The sequence below is a fragment of the Kluyvera huaxiensis genome (genome assembly GCF_040149365.1).
Classification (GTDB): Bacteria; Pseudomonadota; Gammaproteobacteria; order Enterobacterales; family Enterobacteriaceae; genus Kluyvera; species Kluyvera intermedia_A.
On record NZ_JBEFLV010000001.1, the window covers coordinates 136,111 to 162,280 of the forward strand.

At 54.3% G+C, this 26,170-nt stretch carries 27 protein-coding genes; 12 read left to right on the forward strand and 15 right to left on the reverse strand.

Going from position 1 to position 26,170, the window contains the following annotated elements; all coding sequences use genetic code 11:
* Positions 1-142 precede the first annotated feature (142 nt).
* Entirely contained in the window at positions 143-676 is a 534-nt protein-coding gene (locus tag ABOC97_RS00730; RefSeq protein WP_349592833.1) for an isochorismatase family protein, read from the forward strand.
* A 139-nt stretch (positions 677-815) separates the two neighbouring features.
* On the opposite strand, the gene rstA is transcribed toward ABOC97_RS00730, so the two are convergent.
* From rstA to nikA, 7 genes are all read right to left on the reverse strand, one after another.
* Complete coding sequence (rstA, locus tag ABOC97_RS00735; protein WP_349592835.1) at positions 816-1,535, reverse strand: two-component system response regulator RstA; 720 nt, start codon at positions 1,533-1,535, stop codon at positions 816-818.
* 66 nt (positions 1,536-1,601) lie between these two features.
* Entirely contained in the window at positions 1,602-2,003 is a 402-nt protein-coding gene (gene nikR, locus ABOC97_RS00740; protein ID WP_349592837.1) for a nickel-responsive transcriptional regulator NikR, read from the reverse strand.
* A 4-nt stretch (positions 2,004-2,007) separates the two neighbouring features.
* Positions 2,008-2,778 (reverse strand): nickel import ATP-binding protein NikE, encoded by a 771-nt coding sequence (gene nikE, locus ABOC97_RS00745; RefSeq protein ID WP_349592840.1) that lies wholly within the window; start codon positions 2,776-2,778, stop codon positions 2,008-2,010.
* Positions 2,775-3,539, reverse strand: a complete 765-nt coding sequence (gene nikD, locus ABOC97_RS00750; protein WP_349592843.1) for a nickel import ATP-binding protein NikD — start codon at positions 3,537-3,539, stop codon at positions 2,775-2,777. The genes nikE and nikD overlap by 4 nt, the downstream gene beginning before the upstream one ends.
* A complete protein-coding gene (nikC, locus tag ABOC97_RS00755; protein ID WP_349592846.1) occupies positions 3,539-4,372 on the reverse strand; it encodes a nickel ABC transporter permease subunit NikC in 834 nt (277 codons plus the stop codon). The genes nikD and nikC overlap by 1 nt, the downstream gene beginning before the upstream one ends.
* Positions 4,369-5,313: a nickel ABC transporter permease subunit NikB gene (nikB, locus tag ABOC97_RS00760; RefSeq protein ID WP_349592848.1), complete on the reverse strand. Its 945-nt coding sequence runs from the start codon at positions 5,311-5,313 to the stop codon at positions 4,369-4,371. The genes nikC and nikB overlap by 4 nt, the downstream gene beginning before the upstream one ends.
* Positions 5,313-6,890, reverse strand: coding sequence for a nickel ABC transporter substrate-binding protein (gene nikA / locus ABOC97_RS00765; RefSeq protein WP_349593518.1), 1,578 nt, complete (start codon positions 6,888-6,890; stop codon positions 5,313-5,315). The genes nikB and nikA overlap by 1 nt, the downstream gene beginning before the upstream one ends.
* 185 nt (positions 6,891-7,075) lie before the next feature.
* On the opposite strand from nikA, the gene ABOC97_RS00770 reads away from it, so the two are divergent.
* Entirely contained in the window at positions 7,076-7,411 is a 336-nt protein-coding gene (locus ABOC97_RS00770) for a GlpM family protein (RefSeq protein ID WP_035895486.1), read from the forward strand.
* On the opposite strand, the gene folM is transcribed toward ABOC97_RS00770, so the two are convergent.
* The 3 genes from folM to ydgH form a co-directional block, all read right to left on the reverse strand.
* Entirely contained in the window at positions 7,408-8,130 is a 723-nt protein-coding gene (gene folM, locus ABOC97_RS00775) for a dihydromonapterin reductase (RefSeq protein WP_234508753.1), read from the reverse strand. The two genes, ABOC97_RS00770 and folM, sit on opposite strands and share 4 nt — an antisense overlap.
* Positions 8,131-8,169: 39 nt before the next feature.
* The gene (locus ABOC97_RS00780) at positions 8,170-9,552 is read right to left on the reverse strand and encodes an amino acid permease (RefSeq protein ID WP_234508754.1); all 1,383 of its coding nucleotides are present in this window, start codon (positions 9,550-9,552) and stop codon (positions 8,170-8,172) included.
* 167 nt (positions 9,553-9,719) lie between these two features.
* Complete coding sequence (gene ydgH, locus ABOC97_RS00785; protein WP_234508755.1) at positions 9,720-10,670, reverse strand: DUF1471 family protein YdgH; 951 nt, start codon at positions 10,668-10,670, stop codon at positions 9,720-9,722.
* A 524-nt stretch (positions 10,671-11,194) separates the two neighbouring features.
* Between ydgH and pntA the strand changes: the two genes are divergently transcribed.
* The 3 genes from pntA (at position 11,195) to ABOC97_RS00800 (ending at position 14,446) form a co-directional block, all read left to right on the forward strand.
* Positions 11,195-12,724 (forward strand): Re/Si-specific NAD(P)(+) transhydrogenase subunit alpha, encoded by a 1,530-nt coding sequence (pntA, locus tag ABOC97_RS00790; protein ID WP_349592853.1) that lies wholly within the window; start codon positions 11,195-11,197, stop codon positions 12,722-12,724.
* A gap of 10 nt (positions 12,725-12,734) precedes the next feature.
* Positions 12,735-14,123 (forward strand): Re/Si-specific NAD(P)(+) transhydrogenase subunit beta, encoded by a 1,389-nt coding sequence (gene pntB, locus ABOC97_RS00795; RefSeq protein ID WP_349592856.1) that lies wholly within the window; start codon positions 12,735-12,737, stop codon positions 14,121-14,123.
* Positions 14,124-14,257: 134 nt separating this feature from the next.
* Positions 14,258-14,446, forward strand: a complete 189-nt coding sequence (locus ABOC97_RS00800) for a YdiH family protein (RefSeq protein ID WP_234508758.1) — start codon at positions 14,258-14,260, stop codon at positions 14,444-14,446.
* A gap of 104 nt (positions 14,447-14,550) precedes the next feature.
* On the opposite strand, the gene uspE is transcribed toward ABOC97_RS00800, so the two are convergent.
* From uspE to ogt, 4 genes are all read right to left on the reverse strand, one after another.
* Positions 14,551-15,501: a universal stress protein UspE gene (gene uspE, locus ABOC97_RS00805; protein ID WP_349592860.1), complete on the reverse strand. Its 951-nt coding sequence runs from the start codon at positions 15,499-15,501 to the stop codon at positions 14,551-14,553.
* A 181-nt stretch (positions 15,502-15,682) separates the two neighbouring features.
* Positions 15,683-17,206 (reverse strand): EAL domain-containing protein, encoded by a 1,524-nt coding sequence (locus tag ABOC97_RS00810; protein ID WP_349592863.1) that lies wholly within the window; start codon positions 17,204-17,206, stop codon positions 15,683-15,685.
* Between the two features lie 302 nt (positions 17,207-17,508).
* Positions 17,509-18,261 (reverse strand): fumarate/nitrate reduction transcriptional regulator Fnr, encoded by a 753-nt coding sequence (gene fnr / locus ABOC97_RS00815; RefSeq protein WP_122983151.1) that lies wholly within the window; start codon positions 18,259-18,261, stop codon positions 17,509-17,511.
* 196 nt (positions 18,262-18,457) lie between these two features.
* Positions 18,458-18,973 (reverse strand): methylated-DNA--[protein]-cysteine S-methyltransferase, encoded by a 516-nt coding sequence (ogt, locus tag ABOC97_RS00820; protein ID WP_349592866.1) that lies wholly within the window; start codon positions 18,971-18,973, stop codon positions 18,458-18,460.
* A gap of 596 nt (positions 18,974-19,569) precedes the next feature.
* Between ogt and smrA the strand changes: the two genes are divergently transcribed.
* Positions 19,570-20,133: a DNA endonuclease SmrA gene (gene smrA, locus ABOC97_RS00825; protein ID WP_349592869.1), complete on the forward strand. Its 564-nt coding sequence runs from the start codon at positions 19,570-19,572 to the stop codon at positions 20,131-20,133.
* On the opposite strand, the gene ABOC97_RS00830 is transcribed toward smrA, so the two are convergent.
* On the reverse strand, positions 20,130-20,936 hold the full coding sequence (locus ABOC97_RS00830; RefSeq protein WP_349592872.1) for an IclR family transcriptional regulator domain-containing protein: 807 nt from the start codon (positions 20,934-20,936) through the stop codon (positions 20,130-20,132). The two genes, smrA and ABOC97_RS00830, sit on opposite strands and share 4 nt — an antisense overlap.
* Positions 20,937-21,103: 167 nt before the next feature.
* Here ABOC97_RS00830 and ABOC97_RS00835 point away from each other — a divergent pair, with 167 nt between their 5' ends.
* The 6 genes from ABOC97_RS00835 to pcaC are packed head-to-tail and all read left to right on the forward strand — an operon-like array spanning position 21,104 to position 26,167.
* Positions 21,104-21,793, forward strand: a complete 690-nt coding sequence (locus ABOC97_RS00835; protein ID WP_234504652.1) for a 3-oxoacid CoA-transferase subunit A — start codon at positions 21,104-21,106, stop codon at positions 21,791-21,793.
* Between the two features lie 10 nt (positions 21,794-21,803).
* Complete coding sequence (locus ABOC97_RS00840) at positions 21,804-22,460, forward strand: 3-oxoacid CoA-transferase subunit B (protein WP_349592875.1); 657 nt, start codon at positions 21,804-21,806, stop codon at positions 22,458-22,460.
* A gap of 9 nt (positions 22,461-22,469) precedes the next feature.
* Positions 22,470-23,672 (forward strand): 3-oxoadipyl-CoA thiolase, encoded by a 1,203-nt coding sequence (gene pcaF / locus ABOC97_RS00845; protein WP_349593520.1) that lies wholly within the window; start codon positions 22,470-22,472, stop codon positions 23,670-23,672.
* A 9-nt stretch (positions 23,673-23,681) separates the two neighbouring features.
* Positions 23,682-25,046, forward strand: coding sequence for a 3-carboxy-cis,cis-muconate cycloisomerase (locus ABOC97_RS00850; RefSeq protein WP_349592877.1), 1,365 nt, complete (start codon positions 23,682-23,684; stop codon positions 25,044-25,046).
* A complete protein-coding gene (pcaD, locus tag ABOC97_RS00855) occupies positions 25,024-25,788 on the forward strand; it encodes a 3-oxoadipate enol-lactonase (protein ID WP_349592880.1) in 765 nt (254 codons plus the stop codon). The genes ABOC97_RS00850 and pcaD overlap by 23 nt, the downstream gene beginning before the upstream one ends.
* On the forward strand, positions 25,778-26,167 hold the full coding sequence (pcaC, locus tag ABOC97_RS00860; protein ID WP_349592882.1) for a 4-carboxymuconolactone decarboxylase: 390 nt from the start codon (positions 25,778-25,780) through the stop codon (positions 26,165-26,167). The genes pcaD and pcaC overlap by 11 nt, the downstream gene beginning before the upstream one ends.
* Positions 26,168-26,170: the final 3 nt, after the last annotated feature.

A 26,170-nucleotide genomic window follows, 5' to 3' on the forward strand; every position in this document is an offset into this window, starting at 1 on the left:
CCATATTGTCATACAAAAGGCGTGATTTTATGCTGTTTTGTTGATCGTAACGGTTTATCAAATTCACATATTAAAATCGGCGGCTTGTTATCAGTACCGCTCTCTGCGTAAAGTGTTTTTTTAACGTACAGGCGAGGGCGCTATGCAGGCATTGTTGATTATCGATATGCAGGGTTTTGTTACTGAAAGAATCGCGAGTGGCATGGATTATTACCCCACCAACAGCATCGACAATATGCGCTCTGTCATTCGCGCATTCCGTGCAGCGGGAAAACCGGTGCTTCACGTCCGGCACCAAACCCTTGAGCCAGGTTCTCCGATGCATACATCGTCAGCGCATTTTTTACCGGTTGAGGGATTTAACGAGCTGCCGAGAGAAGCTGTGTTTGTGAAACACACCTCGTCGGCGTTTAGCTCAACCGAGCTCTATGGCTGGTTGAAGAGTGAGAATATCACCGAGGTGGCGGTAATAGGGGCGGTGGCCGGATTTTGTGTCAACTCGACGATTCGCTCGGGCTCAGATCTAGGGCTGGCGATGACCGTGGTTCGTGATGCGGTGCTGAGCTTCCCGCTGGAAGGTGACGGTCTGGATGCGAAAGCCATTTACACGGTGACGCTGGGTCTGCTGGAGGCCGGTTTTGCGCGTGGAATGCTGGCCGCTGAATTCACGGCCTGAGTATTTATATAAAATGCTGACAGTCGGCGATAGTTTAGCCATCTGTCAGCATAATCATGCTGTTTTTTAGGTGTGTGGTGCGACGGCTCTCGAGGGTTATAGTTTTGCACCCAGCATAATCTGCTGTTAGCTTTCGGGATTAGTCCCAGGCGTGCGGGGCGAACAGATAGCCTTTATTACGAACGGTTTTAATGCGGTACGGCTCGGCGGCGCTATCGAGAAGTTTCTTGCGCAAGCGTGAGATAGCCACATCGACGCTGCGATCCATCCCGTCGTAGCTCACGCCACGTAGGTTTTTCAGCAGCGCATCGCGGTCCATAATCTGCCCCGCATGGGTTGCCAGTTCCCAAAGCAGTTCAAAGTCTGCGGTCGATAGGGCAATGTTTTCGCCGCTCAGCAATACCTGACGATTGACCGGGTCAATGGAAAGAGTGCCAAACCGCAGCGCCTTGTGCGGCGTCAACGTCGATTGCGCGGAAGCGATACTGTTGCTGGTGCTGGTATTCTGCCGCAGGTGCAGACGCAGGCGCGCCAGCAAAACGGCGGGCGGGGTGGTTTTGAGAATGTAATCGTTCGCGCCCATTTCCAGGGACAAAATATGGTTCATGTCGCTGTCCAGCGACGTCAGTAGCACGATCGGCCCCTGCCACTGGCCGCGCAGGTCGCGACACAGGGTCATACCGTCTTTGCCTGGCAGCATAATATCCAGCAGTACCAGATCGGGCTTTTCGCGAGCAATCGTCGCTTCGGCGTTATCGCCGCGCGGTTCCACGATGACATCCATATCATGTTTGCCGAGGTAGGCGGCGATCAGCGCCCCAACATCGGGATCATCTTCAACATAAACGATCTTGTTCATTGTTTTACATCATGGCTGGCGAAAACGCTACGATACCGAAAAACGCGCAATTATCACAGGCACAAATCATTCGCGCTCCGGCAAACACTGCAAATGGCCATGACGAACGCCGCGCTGGGCGATAACGTCATCGGCAAAATGCTGTACATCACCCATGTCGCCTTTGAGCACCGCAATCTCAAGGCAGTCCTCGTGGTTAATGTGTACGTGCAGTGTTGAAACACTGAGATCGTGATGATGATGCTGAGTGGATACCAGGCGGCTGGCTAAATCACGCTTCTCATGTTCATAAACATACGACAGGACCGCAAAGCCTTGAGTGCCGTGCTGCTGCGTGGTTTCTTGTGCCAGCGTATCGCGCAGGATATCGCGGATCGCTTCTGAACGATTATGATACCCACGGCGTTGGCTGAGGTTATCGAGCGTGGCGAGTAAATCATCATCCAGGGTTATGGTGACGCGTTGCATCGGGTTAGACCTTATTTCGGCGAAGGGGGAAGGCGGGAAGCACTGCATTTTGCAATTCTTGCCCGGCAGAAGAGGTAAACGTCAGTTTGTCGCCGACCAGTTGTGTCTCGACGATTTGACCGCCGTCCATCACCATCACCCGCTGGCAAAATCGCTCAACCAAACGTAAATCATGAGTGATAAACAGACAGGCGGTACCAAACTGTTGTTGTAGCTTTTTGAGCAGGCGAATCACGCCCGCCTGTAGCACCAGATCGAGATTAGAGACGGCTTCGTCAAGGATCAGCAGTTTTGGTTCCACCACCAGCGCTCGCGCCAGGCACACCCGCTGAAGCTGACCGCCGCTCAACTGCGGAGGGCGTTTGTCGAGCACGCTGTCGTCAAGATCCACGGCGTTGAGCATGGCGCTGGCCCGCGCCAGTTGCTCGGTTTTATTGAGTGACAGCAGATGGCGCATAGGTTCGCGTAAAATATCGCGCACGGTTTTGCGCGGGTTCACCGCGCTGATGGCGTCCTGAAAGACCATCTGAATGTCGCGGCGAAACGCCTTCTGCCGGGCGTGGTTAAGTTTTGCCAGCGGTTCACCGCGCCAGCAAACATGCCCCTGCGCGGGAGACTCCAGGCCAACCAGCAGACGCGCTAAGGTACTTTTACCGCAGCCGCTACGCCCCAGAAGCGCAACGGTTTCACCGTTTTTCAGCGCCATTGAAACGTTATTTAGCACACGGATTCCGGAATAATGCTGTGAAACTGTCGAGACGCTCAGGACGGTCATGACGCTAACTCCAGGCCGTAGAGGGCCAGATGTGCCGCCACCAGATTGCGGGTGACGCGATGTTGCGGTGCGCGAAACAGGCTGTCGACATCGCCATGCTCCACAATGATGCCGTTGTCCATTACCGCGACATCATCGGCCAGCCGGGCAACCACGCCCATATCATGAGTCACCAGCAGCATTCCCGGCGCACGAGTTTGCATCATCTCAGCCAGCAGATCGAGAATGCGCGCTTGAGCGACAACGTCGAGATCGGTGGTCGGTTCATCGGCGATGATAAACGGCGCATCGCACAGGACCGCCATCGCAATCATCATGCGCTGCAGCATGCCGCCGCTCATTTCAAACGGGTAGAGCGCCAGCACACGTTCGGCATCCGCCAGCCCCACGGAGGATAAAGCGGCGATAAGCGTGGCGTCGTCAGCGGGTTTACCTAACGCCCGGCAGGTTTCCCGCGCATGGGCCGCCATAGTGTGTAGCGGATTAAACGCGCTGCGCGGGTTTTGCATAATGGTGGCGATGGTGCCGCCGCGTAAATTGTCGGGGGATACTGGAATGCCATCCGCGAGGATTGTCCCGGCCGTCTGGCGAACGCCTGCGGGTAAAATGCCCAGCGCCGCCGCGCAGGTCAGCGATTTTCCGCTACCGCTGCCGCCGACCAGCGCCAGTACGCGGCCACGCTGAACCGTCAATGAAACGCCCTGTACCAGCGGACGTTCAGCCTGCAGGACAATGTTATCTATGTCGATTTTTTGCGGCATCAGTGGGCGGCCTCCGTCACCAGATGAGGATCGAGGTGATCGCGCAGCGCGTCACCCAGCAGGTTAAAGGCCATCACGCAGATAAATAGCATCAACCCCGGCCAGAACATTTGCAGCGGTTGAGTCCAGATGTACTGCCGCGCGTCGTTTATCATCACCCCCCATTCGGCGGTGGGCGCAGTCACGCCAAGGCCGAGGAAAGACATACCGGCAACGTGCAGCATCATATGACCAATATCCAGCGTCGCCAGCACCAGCAGCGAGGGAATGACCGCCCCGGCCAGATGATCGGTAAACACCCGCAGATGTCCAGCACCGGAAAGCCGGGCGGCGAGCACAAATTCGCGCTGGCGCAGGGCAATTGTCAGGCTGCGCACCATCCGCGCATACCATGCCCAGTGCGACAGCGCGATGGCGATAATCACGTTGCTGAGCCCGGTTCCCAATACGCCGACCATAAAGAACGACAAAATGGAGGTCGGGAAGGTCATAAACATATCGGCGATGCGCATCGTAATTTGATCAACGCGGCCACCGAGCAGCCCGGCGCTGCCGCCAATAATCAGCCCGAGAACTAACACCAGCAGCAGGCAGGCAATGACCGAACCCAGCGATACGCGGGTGGCCGCCAGCAGGCGAGAGAAAATATCGCGTCCCAGATGATCGGTGCCCAGCCAGTGCTGGCTCCCGGCGGCCTGTAAACGTGAGGGCAAATCAATCGCCTGAGGATCGTAAGGGAGCCACCACTGGGCGGTAAGCGCCACTAGCGCCAGCAGAGTAATAATGACGATGGCCAGGCGAACCGACCACCGCGAGGAGAAGAAAAAGTTCACGAATGCGCTCCTTCATGACGGCGAATACGTGGGTCCAGCATGGCGTTAAGCACATCGACCATCAAATTACAGACTACAAAAACAATCACCATCATTAGCGTAAAGCACTGGATAACCGGATAGTCGCGGTTAAAAATCGCCGAGACGGCGTAGCGCCCAACGCCCGGCCAGGCAAAGATATTTTCGATAATCATCGTCCCGCCGATCAGTTCACCGATGTGCATACCGACCGCGGTCACGACCGGCAGCGAGGCATTGCGCAAAATATGACGCCGCTCGGTTTGCTTGTTGTTGAGACCGCGAAGTCTGGCCCAGGTGACATGGCGTTGCCCGGCCACTTCCAGCATGCTGGCACGCAGCAGGCGGGCGTTAATCGCCAGCGACATAAAGGCTATCGACACAGCTGGGAGCAACAGGTGCTGCCAGCCGCCGTAGCCCAGCGCGGGCAGCCACTGTAAATAGACCGAGAACACCATCACCAGCAGGAAAGCCAGCCAGAAATTGGGCATCGACACGCCGAGAAAGGCGATAATTCGCACGATAAAATCCGGCAGGCGATCGCGATGACGCGCGGCCCAAATGCCGAGTGGGACCGAGGTCAGCAGGATCAGCACTAGCGCGGCTCCCGCCAGTTCCAGGGTGGCGGGCAGAAAGTCCAGCATGTCATCCAGCACCGGGCGCTGGCTGGCAAATGAAAGGCCAAAATCCAGGTGCAGCGCTTTCCACAGCCAGTTGCCGTACTGAGCAATTAGCGGCTGATTGAGTCCCAGCATGACTCGCGTCGAGGCGACCATTTCGGGCGTTGGCGGCAGGTTAGAAAGACGCAAATAGTCGAGCGCCGGGTCGCCGGTGCCCAGACGCAGCATCAGGAAGATAATCACCGAGGCGGCAAACACCATCGGGATCAGCAGCGCAATGCGCCGTAATACGTAGCGCAGCATCAGGGTTTCACCGGCGTAATCTGTTCAAATGGAATTTCCGCCGCAATCGGCGCGTAGGGAATGTCGCCCAGTTCCGGCCTGGCCACCACCATCATTGAGATGTAGCTGATGGGTAAATAGACGGCATCATTATGCAGACGGGTCAGAATGTCGCGATACAGCGCCTGACGCTGGGTTTTATCGCTGGTTTCCAGCACTTCGCCAATCTCTTTATCGATAATCGGCTTGTCGGCTAATCCCTGTTGCGCCTGGAAATCGGCGTGTGACGGCACGCGCATTGAACTCATAAAGGCGTGTGGATCGTACGGTGCGCCCCAGGTGCGGTTGAAAATCATGCCAAAGCGGCCATCGCGCTGGCGCGCATAAATGCTGCTCTCTTCCTCGCCGACAAGCGCCACATCAACGCCTATCTGGCGCATATCGGCCTGAATGATTTCGGCCATCGATTTACTCAGCGCGTCGGTGCCGATAAAGGCCAGTTCAATGCGCAGCGGTTGGCCATTTTTCTCGCGGATAGTTTTGCCCGTCGGCAGCGTCCAGCCCGCTTTTTCCAGCAAGCTTTTCGCCAGCTGCGGTGAGTATTGACGGGGTTTGAGCTTGACGTCAGCGTACGGGACGGAGGGGGAAAACAGCGTGTCGGCCACTTGCTGGGTGCCGTAAAGGACATTATCTATCAGCAATTTTTTATTCAGCGCATGGTTCAAGGCTTCACGGACTAACTGCTCGTTGGTCGGTGCCCTGGCGGAGTTGAGCGCCAGCATCACCGTTTCAATCGGCTGGGAAAGCTGGGTATGGTAGGCCGGAAGCTGGCTAAAACGCGCGAAAGTATCGAGCGGCAGCAGCCCTTCGTTACCGTACAGCAGGTCGATATCGCCGGTTTCAAAGGCCACGGCGCGGGTAGTTGGGTCCGGGATCACCTTAACGGTGATTTTCTGCAGCGCGGGTTTTGCTCCCCAATAATGATCGTTACGCACCAGCACGTCGTACTGATTCAGCTTCGACTCTTTGAGTATCCACGGCCCGGTGCCGATAGGGGCCTTAATACCATGCAGAGTTTCATTATCTTTAAACTGCGACGGCGCGATAAAGCGGAAAGGGCGCGGCAGGGCTAACTCTTGCAGGAACGGGTAGTAGGCGCTTTTAAGGGTGATTTGCAACTGGTGTGTATTGAGTGCTTTAACATCGACAATCTGATTGACCAACTCTAGCCAGGCATGCCGTTGGTGGTTATCCAGAACCACGCGGAAGTTTTCTGCGGCGGCGTGGGCGTCAAAGGCTTCGCCGTTCGAAAAAGTCACATCATTGCGCAGGTTGAAAATCCAGATTTTACCGTCCGTTGAGTGCGTCCAGCTTGTTGCCAGCCACGGCGTCACGGAACCATCGGCCTGATATTTTACCAGCGGTTCATACACCATACTCTGGGCGAACATCTGATTAGGTGTATACAAATGCGGGTTCAGCGGCCCTACGTTGACCGGCCAGGCGATACTGATTTCGTTGGGGGTGGAGGCGTGAGTAAAGAGAGGGACGCAGGCGAGCAGCGCCAAAAGCGAGCGGCGTAGACTGGACAAAACAATGGCCTTAATGATGGAGGTATACAACTAAAAGAGTATGACGATTGTAAGGATTCATCATACTAATGGGGTGAGCGAGATCAAGTTAAGTCCCATTACTGCGAGCAATGGGGCAGACGTTTTCTATTCATAATCAAAAGCGTATCCGCTATGCTGGGACCACATGTTGTTTAGCGGTGAAAAATGAAATGGGGTTGTTAATTAAAGCGCTGCTCGGAGCGCTGGTGGTGGTACTGATTGGCGTACTGGCGAAAACCAAAAATTACGCCATTGCCGGGCTGATTCCGCTGTTTCCGACCTTTGCGCTGATTGCGCACTACATTGTCGCCAGCGAGCGGGGAACGGAGGCGCTGCGCGCCACCATCGTGTTTGGTATGTGGTCGATTATCCCGTACTTCCTCTACCTGCTGTCGCTGTGGTATTTCACCGGGATGATGCGCCTGCCGCTGGCGCTGGCGGGCGCGGTGGCTTGCTGGGGAGTGAGCGCCTGGCTGCTGATTTTCCTGTGGGGCCGCTTCCACTAAACCAGCGGACGGCCGCCATCTACCGCAAAGGTACGGCCGGTGACGTAGCAGCTGCCGAGGATGTAATCCACCAGATCGATAATCTCTTTCTCCCCGGCGGCTATCTTCATTAACGACTTATTCAACGCTTTTTGGCGATACGTCTCATCATCATCTTCGTTAAACAGCACCAGCGCCGGCGCAATAGCGTTCACCTTCACCTCTGGCGCGAGCTTGCGGGCAAACGAACGGGTCATATTATCCAGCGCCGCTTTGCTGGCGGCGTAGGCGATATGCTTATCGCTGCCGCGCTCAACGACATAATCGGTAAAGTGAATAATATCGCCCTCTGCATGGCCGTGGCCGCGAAGCAGATCCTCCAGCGCGTGGTTGAGCAGATAAGGGGCGTGGACGTGGATTTGCAGCATGGCGTTCAGCACGTGACTTAACGACGCGTTAGGGCTTTCTGCCAGCCAGCCGCTGGCGTTATGCAGGATACCGCGCAGACTAGTACACTGCTGGCGGACATTATCGGCAAAGGTATAAATGCCGTCGTCGGTCGAGAAATCGGCCTGGATACAGACCGCACCCGCTTTGCGCATCACGTCAATTGCCGGATAGTGGGTTCGATAGCTCAGAATAACCGGCTGCTGCTGGGTGAGAAAATGGTGGGCAAGGGCGAGGCCGATACGACGGCCTCCACCGGTTATCAGGATTGGACGTGATAGCATGTTTCCCATCGTTATTTCCTTTTCAAATTGACGATGAGGCCGCGCACGTTACCTCACCAGCATCCACGTTGCCGGAACGGCGGCAACAAGCAGCAGGCCAATCAAGGCCAGTTCACGACGCTTGAGCAGGACGTTATCGTCATGGGTGCGTCGTGCATAAATAAACACCATTAGCCCCGGGGCATACAGCACCACTGACAGTAGCAGATGCATCGGACCGGAAGCATACAATAACCATAAGCCATAAATACAGGCTCCGACACCAATCACCTTATGTAATGGGCGGCGGGCCACTTTTAATAAGAACGCCCCGACCAGGAAATACGGCACGAGGATCATCTCTGAAGCGATGGTCAGCAGGGTGTTGTAGTCCGAACCGGTCAGCCAGATCAGCACCAGGCTTGCCTGCACGCTGAGGTTGGTCAGCCACAGTGAAGCGGAAGGGGCATTATTGGCGTTTTGACGGGCAAAGATGCGCGGGAAAGCTTTGTGCGTCGCCGCCAGCAGCGGTACTTCCGCCGCCATAATCGTCCAGCTCAGATAGGCGCCACAGACGGAAATAATCAGACCGGCGGCAATGACAATTTCGCCCCAGGAACCCATCATGCGAACCATCAGACCGGCCATCGACGGGTTGCGCATTTCGGCCAGTTCGGGGCGCGCCACCACGCCCATCGACAGCAGCGTCACCAGCAGATAGACGCACAGCGCGGAGATGACCGCTAGCAGGGTCGCGCGGCCCACATCTTTCTTATTGCGAGCGCGGGCGGATACGACCACCGCGCCTTCCACGCCGATAAACACCCACAGAGTGATCAGCATGGTGTTTTTCACCTGCTCCCACACCGGCACGCCTAAATCGATGCCGTGGAAATCAAGCGTAAAGACGTCGCTATTAAACGCCATGGCGGCGAGAACGATAAACAGCCCCAGCGGTACCAGCTTGGCCAGCGTTGCGGCGAGGTTGATACTGGCCGCCGTCTGCACGCCGCGCAGCACCAGAAAATGCACCACCCACAGCAATACGGACGCGCCGACAATCGACTGCCAGGTGTTGCCGTCGCCAAACAGGCGCAGCTCCGGCGTATCGGTAAAGAAGCTCAGGGCGGAAAAGACGATAACCAGATAGGAGACGTTGGCTATCACCGCGCACAGCCAGTAACCCCAGGCGGAGCAAAAACCAATCAGCTCGCCAAAACCTTCACGCGCATAGGTAAAGATGCCGCCGTCCAGATCTGGACGAATACGAGTCAACACCAGCATAGCAACGGCGAGGAACAGAATACCGACGCCGGTAATGGCCCAGCCAATCAACAAAGCGGCAGGGCTGGCGACCATCGCCATGTTTTGCGGCAGACTAAAAACGCCCGCGCCGAGCATTGAGCTCAGAACCAGGGCGGTCAGGGCGCTAAGCCCTAATTTCTTTTCCATGTGAATCCTGTCGCGGAAAGAGAAGACGGAGAATATTTATTTGGCGAAATCGCATAAACATGGAGGATTGCGCTGAGGCGGCGATTTTACGGAGAGAGATACGCACATGCAACTGTGGATGGCTTAAAGCGAAAAAAAAGGCGGCTGGCGCCGCCTTTCGGTGTCTCTTATTTGTACAAGTCGGCGCTGATGGTGACGTTACCGCCACGTTCCTGCCACTGACGCGTAATATGGTAGTACTTCGCGTCTTTCTTCGCGGCACGTTTCGCCACCTGGTAGGACACTTCGGTCATGTTGCCGTAGTTACCGGTGAACTTAATGCTGTCGAAAGGAACCATTTGCGCAGCGGCAACTTTGTTCAGTTCTTCAACTTTGGTGCCATCCGGCAGCGTGACGCTGTAACGTCCACCTTTTGATGATTGTGTTTCAAAGAAACGACCTACGCCGGTGCCGGAACCCACGGCTGCGGTAGTCGCCACGCCTGGGATCTCAACCTGTTTCGCCGCTTCACCGCCTTCTGCGAGAGCTTTACGGCCCGCATCGGAGTTGGCAGGAATTGCGTCTGGGCTCTGCAGCACGCGTTTTTCAGCATCGGCTTTGTAGACATAAGCCGTAATGCGCTGGTTGCCGCCGTCGTTAGCATCCACCTGACGCACGATAAAGAACGACGCCGCGCCTTTTGCCTTCGCCGCTTTGGTGATGGCATCGTTAACTTCCGGCTGGCTACGGTAGAAGCCCTGGACGGTCACGGTGTCGTAAGGAACCAGTGCTACTGCCTGGTCTTTTGGCAGTTCCATCACGCCGTTAATAATACGGTTTTTCGGCACATCGGCTTTTGCCGCATCTTCTTTATAGAAATCGGCTGTTACGCGCCAGTTCCCGCTGTTGCCGTAATCGGAGGTATCGACAACGTAAAAAGAGGCTGCGCCTTCTTTATCCGCTTTGCGGGACATTGCCTGTACCGCGTCGCCAATGGCGGTATAGCGACCGGTGATCACTACGCGGTCATAAGGTTTCAGTGCGGACGCTTGCTCCGGAGTCAGCTCAGTGGCTGCGTGAGCGGACATCGCTGCGGCAGACAACATGGCGGACACGAGGAGGGTGTTCTTAAGCTTCATAAAAATAATCCTTCGCCTTGCGCAAACCAAATTCGGGAAATGTTGTTAACAGGAAAACAGCTGATTATGGCATTGAAATGACTCCACTGTCTGCGTCATTTTTAACTTCAGATGCGAAGCTGGTGACGGTTTTGGATAACTTTTCCTGATATGTTGATAAAACGGGCGCTTGACCAGAAAAAGCGGTCAACCATATGACTTTTTTAAGTTAATGGAATGTTAAACAGCCTGTCATGCCCGAGAATAATCATGTTTTCCCGTGCTGATTAAGCGAATTATGAGGCTCGCTAATCAAATCGGGGTAAATATCGCTGTTTGTAGCCCTCTGAACTCAGTATTTGGCATTTAATGCAAAAATAGTAATTTTTGGCGCTAGATCACAATCGGTATTTTCAGTAGGTTATAGTCAGTTTGTTACTGTTTTATTTATTCAGGTTGTTCGCCTGTGTACTCGCTACGAGTTCCCCGCAACAAACTGGCGAAACGGCAAACCATCATATAAGAACCGATGGAAGGGAATAGTTATGCGTATTGGTGTACCAAAAGAGAGGTGGGCCCAGGAAACGCGAGTCGCAGCAACGCCGAAGACGGTAGAACAGCTGCTTAAGCTCGGTTTCAGCGTGGCAATTGAAAGTGGCGCAGGACAACTCGCCAGCTTCGATGATGACGCATTTGTACAGGCTGGCGCTGAGATTGTCTCCGGCGAAGCGGTCTGGCAATCGGATGTCATCCTCAAGGTCAACGCGCCGATGGACGAAGAGATCCCGAATCTCAATCCAGGTACGACGCTAATTAGCTTTATCTGGCCGGCGCAAAACGCCGAGCTGATGGCCAAACTTGCCGAGCGTAATATTAACGTGATGGCGATGGACTCTGTCCCGCGTATCTCCCGCGCTCAGTCGCTGGATGCGCTCAGCTCAATGGCTAACATCGCCGGTTATCGTGCGATTGTCGAAGCTGCCCACGAGTTTGGTCGCTTCTTTACCGGGCAAATTACTGCCGCCGGTAAAGTTCCTCCGGCTAAAGTGATGGTCATCGGTGCTGGCGTCGCCGGTCTTGCCGCCATCGGTGCGGCAAACAGCCTTGGCGCGATTGTGCGCGCATTCGATACCCGCCCTGAAGTGAAAGAGCAGGTGCAGAGTATGGGCGCCGAATTCCTCGAGCTCGACTTCAAAGAAGAAGCGGGCAGCGGTGACGGTTACGCCAAAGTGATGTCCGAAGCGTTTATCGCAGCGGAAATGGCCCTGTTCGCCGCTCAGGCGAAAGAGGTCGATATCATTGTCACGACCGCATTGATTCCAGGCAAACCCGCACCGAAGCTGATTACCCGTGAAATGGTGGATTCCATGACCCCGGGCAGCGTTGTGGTTGATCTGGCGGCGCAAAACGGCGGCAACTGTGAATATACCGTGCCGGGTGAAGTGTTCACCACCGCTAACGGCGTGAAGGTGATCGGCTATACCGATCTCGCCGGACGCCTGCCAACCCAGTCATCCCAGCTGTACGGCACTAACCTGGTTAACCTGCTGAAGCTGCTGTGTAAAGAGAAAGACGGCAACGTCACCATTGATTTTGACGACGTGGTTATTCGTGGCGTGACGGTTATCCGTGAAGGCGAAGTCACATGGCCTGCACCGCCGATTCAGGTTTCAGCACAGCCGCAGGCGGCAGCAAAAGCGGTTGAAACGCCGAAAGAAGCAGCGAAACCGGCTTCACCATGGCGCAAATATGCGCTGATGGCGCTGGCGATTATTCTGTTCGGTTGGCTGGCAAACGTCGCGCCGAAAGAGTTCCTCGGTCACTTTACCGTCTTTGCGCTCTCCTGCGTGGTGGGTTACTACGTGGTGTGGAACGTATCGCATGCGCTGCATACGCCGCTGATGTCGGTGACTAACGCCATCTCGGGCATAATCGTGGTCGGGGCGCTATTGCAGATTGGCCACGGTGGCTGGGTCAGCTTCCTGAGTTTTATCGCGGTACTGATCGCCAGTATTAATATTTTTGGTGGTTTCACCGTCACTCAGCGCATGCTGAAAATGTTCCGCAAAGGATAAGGGGTAACAAATGTCTGGTGGATTAGTTACAGCTGCATACATTGTTGCCGCGATCCTGTTTATTTTTAGCCTGGCGGGGCTGTCAAAACACGAAACGTCGCAGCAGGGCAACTACTTCGGTATTGCCGGGATGGCGATTGCGCTGATTGCGACCATCCTCGGGCCGGACAGCCATAACGTTGGCTGGATTATCCTCGCGATGATCATCGGCGGTGCGATTGGTATTCGTCTGGCGAAGAAAGTTGAAATGACCGAAATGCCGGAGCTGGTTGCCGTACTGCACAGCTTCGTCGGTCTGGCCGCGGTGCTGGTAGGCTTTAACAGCTACCTGCAGCATGAGACCGGCATGGAACAAATTCTGGTCAATATTCATCTGACCGAAGTGTTCCTTGGTATCTTCATCGGTGCAGTGACCTTTACCGGTTCCATCGTGGCGTTTGGCAAACTGTGCGGCAAAATGTCGTCCAAGCCGCTGATGTTGCCAAACCGTCACAAGCTGAATCTGGCGGCGCTGGTGGTTTCCTTCCTGCTGCTGATTGCGTTTGTGCGCACCGATAGCGTTGGTACTCAGGTTCTGTGCCTGCTGATTATGACCGTAATCGCACTGGCGTTTGGCTGGCATCTGGTGGCCTCCATCGGCGGGGCGGATATGCCGGTGGTGGTTTCAATGCTGAACTCCTACTCCGGTTGGGCGGCGGCGGCGGCGGGCTTTATGCTCAGCAACGACCTGCTGATCGTCACCGGTGCGCTGGTGGGTTCCTCCGGTGCAATCCTGTCGTACATCATGTGTAAAGCGATGAACCGTTCATTCTTCAGCGTTATCGCCGGTGGTTTTGGTACCGATGGTTCCTCAACCGGGAGCGATGAAGAAGTGGGCGAGCACCGTGAAATCAGTGCGGAAGAAACGGCTGAAATGCTGAAAGATTCCCACTCGGTTATCATCACCCCAGGTTATGGGATGGCGGTGGCTCAGGCGCAGTATCCGGTGGCGGAGATTACCGAAAAACTGCGTGCGCGCGGTATTAAAGTGCGCTTTGGTATTCACCCGGTCGCCGGGCGTCTGCCGGGCCACATGAACGTGCTGCTGGCGGAAGCAAAAGTGCCTTACGATATCGTGCTGGAGATGGATGAGATCAACGATGACTTCTCCGATACCGACACCGTACTGGTAATCGGCGCGAACGATACCGTTAACCCTGCTGCACTGGACGATCCGAAGAGCCCAATCGCGGGCATGCCGGTTCTCGAAGTGTGGAAGGCGCAGAACGTTATCGTCTTCAAACGCTCAATGAACACCGGCTATGCTGGGGTTCAGAACCCGCTGTTCTTTAAAGAGAACACCCAGATGCTGTTTGGTGATGCCAAAGCCAGCGTGGATGCGATTCTGAAAGCGCTCTGATAGCTTAGGTAAAACGTAAAGCCGCCGTCGATGCCGACGGCGGCTTTTTATTTGTTCTGTGATTGCTTTTGGTCAAAAATCACCCAGACAATGATGTTATACTGTCCAAAGTCGTCCACACCTATGAGGAAACTATGGATACCTTGTTAACGCCAGCACAGTTGGCAATCGAATTTCTCCGCCGTGAAACCACGCCTTTAACTCCTGCGCAGTATCTGAAACGTGTTAAGCAACTCGAACTGGAATTTGCCGATCTGATGGCGCTGTCCGCCATCGAACTGAAAGAAGAAATCGATTTCGCCTGGCGACTTGGGCTCCACTGATATTCCTCTCTGGGCTGGCAGAACCGTGCAGCATTAAACGGCGAGCCATGCGTCAGCGATAAAAAAACCGGCTTGCGCCGGTTTTTTTGTGCCTATATCGATACTCAGTCGTCTTCTTCGTCATCCATTTCGACGGGCGTTTGATAATCGTTTGGCTTAATGGCTAACAGGTCGCAGCGCAGGTGGTCAATGACCTGTTCCGCGGTGTTGCCGAGGAAGGCCGCGGAAATCCCGGTACGGCCGACGGTACCCAGTACCACGATACCGGCATCAAGATGCGCAGCCAGATCCGGAATGACCTCTTCAGGCAACCCTTTTTCTACGTGGGTAAACTTCTCATCAATGCTGAATTTCTGGCGCAGCGACTTCATTGCCAACAGGTGCTGGCCGCGAATGGCGTCGTTGTACACGCTAGGGTCAAAATCAGGCAGTTCAATGGCGATGTTAATCGGTGTTACCGGGTAAGCGCCAATCAGATGGACTTCGGTATGGTTAATCTGCTCGGCTAACTCAATCGTCTCTTTGACCAGTTTTTCGTTCAGTGCATTGTGGTACACCTCTTCGCTGGCAAGGTTCACGGCGACCAGCGCTTTACCGCCTTCCGGCCACGGCTGATCTTTCACCATCCAAACCGGGCAAGGGCATTTACGCAGCAGGTGCCAGTCGGTTGGGGTAAAGATAACGGACTCAAGCTTATCGTGCTGGTGGGCCATTTTCAGCAGCAGATCGTGACCACCGCTGACCACTTCCTGAATAATCGCCTCGAATGGACGGTTATGCCAGACCACTTTAATTTCCAGCGGTACGCCGGCATCCAGATAGTATTTTGCCTGCTCGCGGATCCATGCGGTACGCTGGCTGATTACCCCCTGACGCATAGCAGTACGCTCGTCCGGCGACAGAAGGGTGGTCATCTCATAGGAAAAGTCATAGATCGGTAAAAACGCTTTAATGCGACCGCCAATCCGTTGGTGTAGATAAACAGCGCGTCGCAGCGCGGGCTGATCGTCCTGGTTGGGATCGATAGCAACGAGCATGTTCTGATACTTGGCCATACAGGGTCTCCTTACAGCTGTAACCACAGTTTGTAAGTAAAAGATAACTCATATACCAGGAATGAAACAGGGGGGAACCTTTGCCAGATCAATAAATCAGGATAAATACCTGGCTCTGGACGCGATAGCGAGAGGCTCGGTTTGCCGTGATATCAGGGGCCAAAGGCGGCCAGCTTCGCGCTTAATCTACGCTGATTTCTTTGTTATTTTGTGCCAGTAGCGCCATCACCAACTCAATATAGGTGAGGGGTTTGTAGAAATAATATCCCTGCATTAAGGCAATATTTTTGCGGTTAAGGTACTCGAGCTGCTCGGTGGTTTCCACTCCTTCGGCCACAATCTGTAAGGACAGCTTATTGACCATATCGAGCACGCAGTCCAGCAACATGGTTGAATCCTCATGGCTATCAACGCGGCTGACAAAACTCTGATCTATCTTGATAAAATCGATTTTCAGGTCGTGCAGATAGGAAAGTCCTGAATATCCCGTACCAAAATCGTCGAGTGCGATGAAGAACCCATGGCGGCGTAACGTATTGAGATTATCAATCAGACGCTGATCTATATGCAGCGGCTCGCGTTCGGTCAACTCTAGTACCAGTATCAAATGACTATGCTGGAAACTTTCCCGGTACTGCAGGCAATCGGTCATAAAGGAAGGCGCGCTAACATGCGACGCGCTGAAGTTTATTCCAATGTGGAAACCTTCGGGTAATTTACTGGCCACTTTATTCATCTCTTGTACTACCTGGGCCATCAGAGCTTTAGTTAGCGGGATAATTAAACCCGTTTTCTCTGCCACCGGAATAAACGTTGTGGGGGAGATATATCCAGTGCGTTCATGTTTCCAGCGAGCCAGCACTTCTACCCCGTGTATTTCACCGGTCCGTCCGTTCACTATTGGTTGGTAAAAAGGAATAATTTCGCCATTTTCAATGGCCCGGCGTAGGTTCTCCTCTGGAGTGGTGTATTTATTGGTATATTTATACAGCGTGTACGCTACCGTGCAGGAGAGAATGAAAATAAAAAATAACAGTCCGGAACCTTGTTGTATCACCCGCAGCGGGCTGAAAAAAGACGGCTGGCGATAACTAATACTGAAGGGATACTGGGGTGAATTCAGCACGCCGGTGGTCTTTTCATTGAACTGACCGACGCTGACATCGCCCGACGTTCCCAGCGTTTTGCCATCAATCAGTAGGGCAAAGTGTGCATCAGGGATAATGCTGTTCAACGCATCGCGAATATGTGCGTCACTTATGCTGACAACTATTTTTCCTTCTGGAGTAGGCGTCTGATATATCAACACCGGCAAATCGTTAGTGGTTTCTTTGGCAGATAAAAGCAGTAATTTCTCATCGGGAAGCGTAGCCAGATGATAAAGCAGTACCCGATTGCCCGGTAGCGAGGAGCACCATGCTTTACCCTCCTTCAAAATGATTATCGTGCGCAGATGCGGTTTTAGTGCCGCCTCGGTCCCCAACTGATATTGGTTTTCCGCAGAGCAGCCCTGATAAACAATCTTCATTGCCGTCTGGGTCGCAACGCGAGCTTCATCCAGAATGGTATCGATATTTTTTATCGTGTGCATTGCGGCATTAGAGCTGATTAAGCGAGCCGAATACCACAGTTGGACATTCAAGATAGCAGCGCCGGCAATGAAAATAAGGACCGCAAAACTCACTGGCAATATGGCCGTGCGCATGACCGTCCTCTTTTAAAGATTATTTTCATTGATAGCTTATGATCTTTTTGATGTTATTCCGCCTTGACAAAAAACGCTGACATCAAATCGCAAGTCCATATGTGAGTAATGCTATTTTATCTATAGGAGAGACTGTATCTAAGATCAATAGAGCAGAGAAAATTTAGTCTTAAATCATGAAGCCTGAGGATAAGAATGTCCTGATGACGGCGATTTACGCACAGTGGCTTATTTGATGAACGGATAGAAAGAAAAAACCCCGAGTTATCGGGGTTTTCAGGAAAACGCGAAGGGCGATATCATTAAGCAACGTTACGTGAATGGCCCGCTAACACCGCCAGCGCATCGCTGTTTTCAATAGTGATATATTTACCTTTCACTGCCAGCATGCCGCTTTTCTGGAAGCGACCTAACAGGCGGCTGATGGTTTCAACCGTCAGACCGAGATAGTTGCCGATATCGCCACGGGTCATGGTCAGGCGGAACTCACGCGGAGAGAAACCACGCTGTGCAAAGCGACGTGACAGGTTATAGATGAAGGCCGCCAGGCGTTCTTCGGCATTTTTCTTCGACAACAGCAGGATCATGTCCTGGTCGCCTTTGATCTCACCGCTCATCAGACGCATCATCTGCTGACGCAGGTTTGGCATCTTACCGGATAAATCATCCAGCGTTTCGAACGGGATTTCGCAGACCATCGAGGTTTCCAGAGCCTGAGCAAAGCTCGGATGGTGGCCGGTGCCGATGGCGTCAAAACCCACTAAATCACCAGCCAGATGGAAGCCGGTAATCTGTTCGTCACCCTGTTCGGTGATGGTATAGCTCTTAATGGTACCGGAACGAATCGCATACAGAGATTTCAGTTCATCACCGGCTTTGAACAAGGTCTGCCCTTTCTGAATGGGCTTTTTACGCTCGATAATATTATCCAGCTGATCAAGCTCATGCTCATTAAGAGTGAACGGGATGCAAAGCTGGCTGATGCTGCAATCCTGACAATGGATAGCGCAACCGCCAGACTGAATGCGTCGTATAATTCTCTTTTCCGGGATCATAGGTTTGCTCAAGCCGTAATTGATATTAGTCAATTTTAACATCTTTTTGGTGAGCAAGTAAGTCTCGGCGGCGGTATTCACCCAAGATTAAAAAGGGATACCATTTATTGATATTTATCCAATTGATATATATCAATAAATTTAAGATAAGACAACGCAAAGTGCTTTCCGATAAACGGCTAAAGGGCACAGAAAATCAAAGCAGCAGGTAGCCTTCATGGCGTAAAAGCCACTCTTTACGCTGCACGCCGCCCGCGTAGCCGGTCATGGTGCCGTTGCGGTCAATCACGCGATGGCAGGGCACCACCACGCTGACCGGGTTTGAACCATTGGCGGCGCCCACGGCGCGCGCGGCTCCAGGACGGCCTAGCTGTTCAGCCAGCTGCCCATAGTGCATTACCTGGCCGCAGGGAATGGTCCGTAAAGCCTGCCACACTTCGCGCTGGAACGACGTCCCGGCGGTGGCGGTAGGGATCGACTCAATAATGGACAAATCGCCCTCAAAGTAGTTGGTCATCACGCGGCTTAATCCACCCGGGTTACTTGAGGCTACACGCTGATAGCCTTCAGTGCGGTAGTGAATATCCAGTAATTGCTCCATGCGATCGCTATGTTCTTCCCATTCGACGGCCCGTAAATGAAAATTTTCATCACATAGGATCCACAGCGGCCCAAGCGGTGTGTCAATTTTATCTTCAAGCAAAATCAGCATCTGTGCTTTTTTCCGTTAATGCGAAATATGTATGTCTGTCACCATACCATGCGAATGGGCGTATGCTCTATACCTCGCAGGTGTAACCATACAAAGAGTATGCGAATCATATAGGTGTACATAAATAGCAACAATTAAAATGCTGAATAAAAATAATAACAAAGAATGAAATGAAATATAAAATATCCAGAAAGGAAGAAATGTAACATCTTGAAGGGTATGAGAAAGAAATGAAATTGTAACATCACAAAATAAAAATCGGGGTCTGTCGACATCGCCAGACCCCGCAGCAACCACACAGTTGTATCCGTACCGTTCCCCACATTTTGCTCCGCACAGCGGGTATTACTATTTATAACGGTTCTTTTCATAATTTCCAGATAATTCTTGGTGTTTTATTTTATCCATCCACAATGAGTGAAAAGTTTTAATTAGGGGTTTATTCTATTTAAGCAGTGATTAATATATTTACAAAAAGAATAGGTTGCGAATGAAAATATCTCATCTGTTTAATCTTTAAACTTTAAAGATAAACGGATTGAGCCCGCGGTGCCTCGCGGCTATAGTATCCGCCAGTTGTCGCAAGGGGAGGTCACATGAATCCTGAAGAAAAATCACTATTCCTTGACGCTATGGATGATGTCCAGCCGCTCAAGCAATGCCATGACGTTCACTGGCAACCTGTCCGTAACTCCCGCACCCGGCAGCAGATAGACACCTTGCAGATGGATAATTTCCTCACCACCGGCTTTTTGGATATCGTTCCGCTTGATACGCCGCTTGAATTTAAGCGTGAAGGGCTGCAAACGGGCGTGCTGGATAAGCTCCGTCTGGGAAAATACAGTCAGCAGGCCAGCCTCAATCTCATGCACCAACCGGTTGAAAAATGCCGTCAGCAGCTGTTTGCGTTTATCCATCAGGCACAGCAGGATAGCCTGCGCAACGTGCTAATTATTCATGGCAAGGCGAAAGAAGACGGCTCACACGCCAATATTATTCGTAGCTACCTGGCCCGTTGGCTGACTGAGTTCGAGGATGTACAGGCATTCAGCGCGGCGCTACCGCACCATGGCGGCAGCGGGGCGTGCTACGTTTCACTGCGCAAATCGGCGGCCGCCAAACAGGAAAACTGGGAGCGGCACGCCAAACGTAGCCGCTAACGCATCAACAGGGTCAGTTCGGAAGCGGCCTTTTGCAGCTCAGGCAGCACGCGCTCCAGCAGCTCGGCTGCCGAAACCTGCCCGGCATGAACGCCAACGTTAAGCGCGGCTTCAACCTGTCCCTGCGCGTTGTAGAGCGGCACCGCCAGCGAGCGCAACCCCATCTCCAGCTCCTGATCGTTCAAGGCATAACCCTGCTGACGCACTGCCTTAAGCTCGCTACGCAATTTGCTCACCGATGAAATCGTCTGCGGGGTATAGCGAATCATCGTCGTGCGCGCCAGCATATCGTTGAGCTTTTCTTCCGGCTGATGGCTCAACAGCACGCGCCCCATTGATGTCGACCATGCCGGCAAACGGCTGCCGATATCCAGATCGATAGTCATAATCCGCGAGCTGGAAGCGCGGGCGATGTACAGAATATCGTCGCCGTCGAGGGTGGCAATCGAACACGACTCATTGAGCATTTCACTTAAGTGTTTCAGCACCGGCTGCGCGGAACGCGCCAGCGGCGTTGAGGCCAGCCACGCATGGCCGAGCGATAGAATACGCGGGCGTAGCTGAAAATTCTTACCATCCTCCGCATAGACAAATCCCAGTTTACCAAGCGTATACAGGCAGCGGCGCACCGCTGCGCGCGGTATGCCGGTCTTCTGGCTGATCTGTGAAATAGACAGCACTCTGCGCTGCGGTGTGAAGGCCTGAATAACCTCCAGCCCGCGCGCCAGCGAGGCCATAAAGTTAGGGTCGCCTTTGAACGGGTCACTATCACCCGTCAATTTATCGTCTGGATGTTGCTCCATTTCTCTCTCCGTTTATGCCGTCGATCACATTCTGAAGCTAAACATACATGATGTTCGATAATCGCACCATATTTCGATTATCGCCCTTGACCCACATCGTTAAGCGGGTCACATTTTGTGCGAACAACGAATATAAGTGCGATAACCGCACATCAAGGAGCAACCTGATGATTGATAAAAGTGTGTCGACGCTGGCGGATGCCGTCGCGGGTATCAACGATGGCGCGACGATAATGATTGGCGGCTTTGGGCCTGCCGGGCAACCGACGCAGCTTATCGACGCTCTGATTGCGCAGGGTGCTCGCGACCTGACCATCATCAATAACAACGCCGGTAACGGCGAAATCGGTCTGGCGGCGCTGCTCAAAGCCGGACGCGTGCGCAAGATGATCTGCTCGTTCCCACGTCAGGTTGACTCGCAGATTTTTGACGACCTCTATCGCCGTGGCGAAGTAGAGCTGGAATTGGTCCCTCAGGGTAACCTGGCCGCGCGTATTCAGGCCGCTGGTGCCGGGCTTGGGGCGATTTTTACCCCCACCGGTTACGGCACACCGCTGGCAGATGGCAAGGAAACCCGGGAAATCGACGGCCGCCACTATGTGCTGGAATATCCCATCAAGGCTGATTTTGCCTTGATTAAAGCCCATCAGGGCGACCGCTGGGGCAACCTGGTCTATCGCAAAGCGGCGCGTAATTTCGGGCCAATTATGGCGACGGCGGCAAAAACGACGATTGCCGAAGTCAGCAACCTGGTGACGCTGGGCGAACTGGACCCGGAAAATATCATCACCCCTGGGATTTTCGTGCAGCGTGTGTTCTCGCTGGAAACTCTCGCCAACCAGGCGCTGCGCGCCTAAGGATCCCAATATGCAAAAACTCTCTCGCGATGATATGGCCCGCCGTGTTGCCCAGGATATCCCGGAAGGCGCTTATGTCAACCTGGGTATCGGCCTGCCAACTCGCATTGCTAACTACCTGCCGTCTGATAAAGAGGTTTTCCTGCACAGCGAAAACGGCCTGTTGGGCATGGGGCCAAAACCGGCGGCTGGCGAAGAAGATCCTGAACTGATTAATGCCGGCAAAGAGTACGTTACGCTGCTCCAGGGCGGCTGCTATTTCCACCACGGCGACTCGTTCGCCATGATGCGCGGCGGTCATCTGGATATCTGCGTGCTGGGGGCGTATCAGGTTTCAGCACAGGGCGATCTCGCCAACTGGAGCACCGGTGCGCCGGATTCAATCCCAGCGGTCGGCGGGGCGATGGATCTCGCGGTCGGTGCGCGTCAGGTCTTCGTGATGATGGATCACCTAACCCGCGATGGCGAATGCAAACTGGTTGAGCACTGTAGTTACCCGTTAACGGGCGTGGGCTGCGTGAGCCGTATCTACACCGATCTGGCGGTTATTGATATCACCGACAAAGGCCCGGTGGTGCGCGAGATTTTTAACGGGCTGTCGTTTGATGAATTGCAGCGTATCACCCCTGTCACCTTAACCTACGACGCCGTTGCGGAAACCGCATAAGGAATGATGATGAATCAAGCATTTATCTGCGACGCAGTGCGCACACCGTTTGGCCGTTTTGGTGGTACGCTCTCCAGCGTTCGTGCCGACGATCTGGGCGCGTTACCGTTAAAAGCGCTGCTGGAGCGTAACCGGGGCTTAGATCCGGCGCGTATCGACGATGTTATCTACGGTTGTGCCAACCAGGCGGGTGAAGATAACCGTAACGTGGCGCGCATGGCGCTGCTGCTGGCCGGATTACCGGACACGGTGCCGGGTAGTACGGTCAACCGTCTGTGCGGTTCCAGCCTTGACGCTATCGGGATTGCGGCGCGGGCGATTAAAAGCGGCGAAACGCAATTGATGATTGCCGGCGGCGTCGAAAGCATGTCGCGTGCGCCATTTGTGATGGGCAAGGCGGAAAGCGCCTTCAGTCGCAGTATGAAAATGGAAGATACCACTATCGGCTGGCGCTTTATAAACGCGCAGATGAAAGCGCTGTACGGCGTTGATTCAATGCCTGAAACGGCAGAGAACGTGGCAACAGATTTCGCTATTTCCCGCGTCGATCAGGACGCGTTTGCGCTGCGTAGCCAGGCGCGTACTGCCCAGGCGCAGGCCAACGGCATGTTTAGCGATGAATTAATTCCGGTGTGGATCCCGCAGCGCAAAGGCGAGCCGCTCTGTTTTGCGCAGGATGAACACCCGCGTAGCACCTCTATTGAGGCGCTGGCAAAACTGAAAGGCGTGGTGCGTCCTGATGCTACCGTGACTGCTGGCAATGCCTCTGGCGTCAACGATGGTGCCTGTGCGCTACTGCTGGCCAGCGAGCTGGCCATGACGCAGAATGATTTACAACCGCTGGCCCGCGTAGTGGGCGTGGCGACCGCAGGCGTTGCACCGCGCATTATGGGCTTCGGCCCCGCGCCAGCCGTACGCAAAGTGCTGGCGCAAACCGGGCTGACGCTTGCGCAGATGGACGTCATTGAACTGAATGAAGCTTTCGCCGCGCAGGCGCTGGCGGTGCTGCGTGATTTAGGTCTGCCGGATGATGCCGCGCAGGTGAATCCGAACGGCGGGGCGATTGCGCTGGGCCACCCGTTAGGGGCGTCCGGTGGGCGACTGGCGATGACCGCAGCTTATCAACTGCGTCGGACCGGCGGGCGTTATGCCCTGTGTACTATGTGTATCGGCGTGGGTCAGGGGATTGCGCTGATTATTGAACGCGTTTAAGGAGCAGGAATGAGTGTGTTGACCCCGCTATTGCGTACCCATGCGCTGACGGATTTTTTTAGCGATGAGCAGACCGTGCAGGGCATGCTGGACTTCGAAGCCGCGCTGGCGACGGCGCAGGCGCGGTGTGGGGTCATCCCGACCTCGGCGATGAACCCTATCATCGCCGCCTGCCGGGCCGAAAATCTGGATTTTCAGGCGCTGGCGAATGCCGCTGTCAACGCCGGTAATCTGGCGATCCCGCTGGTCAAACAGTTGACTCAATGGGTTAAAAACGATGATGTTGAGGCTTCGCGCTATGTCCATTGGGGCGCCACCAGTCAGGACGCCATTGATACGGGAAGGGTGCTGCAACTGCGTCAGGCGCTGGTTGAAACCGATATACGCCTTCAGCGCGTGATGCAGGTGTTGGCCCAACAGGTGGAGCGCCACCGACAAACGCTGATGCCGGGACGGACATGGATGCAGCATGCGCTGCCCATCACCTTTGGATTAAAGCTCGCGGGAACGCTGGACGCCTTACTGCGTTGGCAGCAAAGACTAAGCGAAATGCGCCCTCGCATACTGGCGCTGCAGTTTGGCGGTGCGGCAGGAACCCTGGCGTCTTTGAAAACACAGGGACCGGAAGTGGCGCAACGGCTGGCCGACACCTTAGATTTACACCTCCCGGATACCCCATGGCACAGTCAGCGTGACCGTATTATTGAAGTGGCGAGTTGGTATGCGGGACTGAGCGCGACGCTGGGTAAACTGGCGAATGATTTTTCATTGCTGATGCAAACCGAAGTGGCGGAAGTTAGCGAACCGGTGGCGGAAGGTCGCGGCGGCTCGTCCGCCATGCCGCATAAACGTAATCCGGTGAGCTGCGCGGCCATTCTGGCGGCGGTGCAACGTACGCCGGGGCTAATGGCAACCCTGTACGCCAGCCAAATCCAGCAGCATGAACGTGCGTTGGGTGGCTGGCAGGCGGAATGGGAAACCCTGCCGCAGCTGATTATGCTGGCAGGAGGGGTGCTGGAAAATAGCGAAAACCTGCTGCGCGGTATGCTGGTCAACACGCAGAAGATGCGCGCCGATTTAGATATAACCCATGGTCTGGTGATGGCGGAAGCGGTAACTCAGGCGCTCGCGGAGTATATCGGTAAAGCCGACGCGCACCATGTGGTAGAGAAAATTTGCCATCGGGCGATTGCGCTGGACTGCCCGTTACAACCGCTGCTGGAAAACGATCCGCTGGTGAGCCAGCATCTGACCCCGGCACAACTTACACCGCTGCTGGACCCGGCCAACGCTATCGGCAGTGCAGAACACTTTGTGCGTCAGGTTCTGGCGCGCTATCAGGAGCAGGGAAATGACCATAAATTATCGACTTGATGGACCTGAATCGGCACCGGTGCTGGTGCTCTCTAACTCCCTTGGCACCACGCTATCGATGTGGGACGCGCAGATCGCCGAATTGTCTAAACGGTTCCGCGTACTGCGCTATGACACGCATGGCCATGGGCAAACCGCTAAACAGGGAAAAGTGACGTTGTCACTATTGGCCGGGGACGTGATTACGCTACTCGATACCCTTAATATCCCGAAAGCTTATTTCTGCGGCATCTCAATGGGCGGCTTGACGGGGCTTTGGCTGGCTCGTTTTGCCCCAGAGCGTTTTCAGGCAATTGTGGTTGCGAATACCGCGGCAAAAATTGGCGAGCAGGCGGGCTGGCTCTCCCGCGCCCGAACCGTACGTCACGAAGGTATGGGTGTGGTAGCCGCCGGGGCTGCGGATCGTTGGTTTAGCCATGAATTCCGCCAGCATCACCCGGCAGAAGTGGAACAGCTGTGCCATCAACTGGCGAACACTAACGCAGAAGGCTACGCCGAATGTTGCGATGCGCTGGCGGCGGCGGATCTGCGTGCCGAGGTGGCGGCTATTCGTCTGCCGATGTTGATTATCGCCGGTGAATACGACCCGGTCACTACGATCGACGATGCCGACTATCTGCACCAGCAAATTGACGGTTCGATGCTGGTGGAACTACCTGCGTCACATCTATCAAATATCGAAGCCAGCGAAGAGTTTACGGCCGCGCTGGTGGCATTTGTGGAGAGAGATTATGAGCGATAACTCGCGCTATCAGCAGGGCATGGCAATACGTCGAAAAGTGCTGGGCGATGCTCACGTTGACCGCACGTTACAAAAATTATCGCCGCTGAATGAAGAGTTTCAGGACTTTATTACCCGCTACGCGTGGGGGGAAACCTGGACCCGTCCCGGCCTCGATCACCACACCCGCAGCATGATAACCATTGCGATGCTGATTGCGCTAAACCGCGAGGCTGAGCTGAAAATGCACCTGCGAGCATCGTTTAATAACGGCGTCACCCGCGATGAGCTTAAAGAGCTGATTATGCATTCGGCATTGTACTGCGGTCTGCCAGCCGCCAACGCCACGATGCATCTGGCACAGCAGGTATTTGATGAGCTGGACGCAGAGAAAGCGTGATCG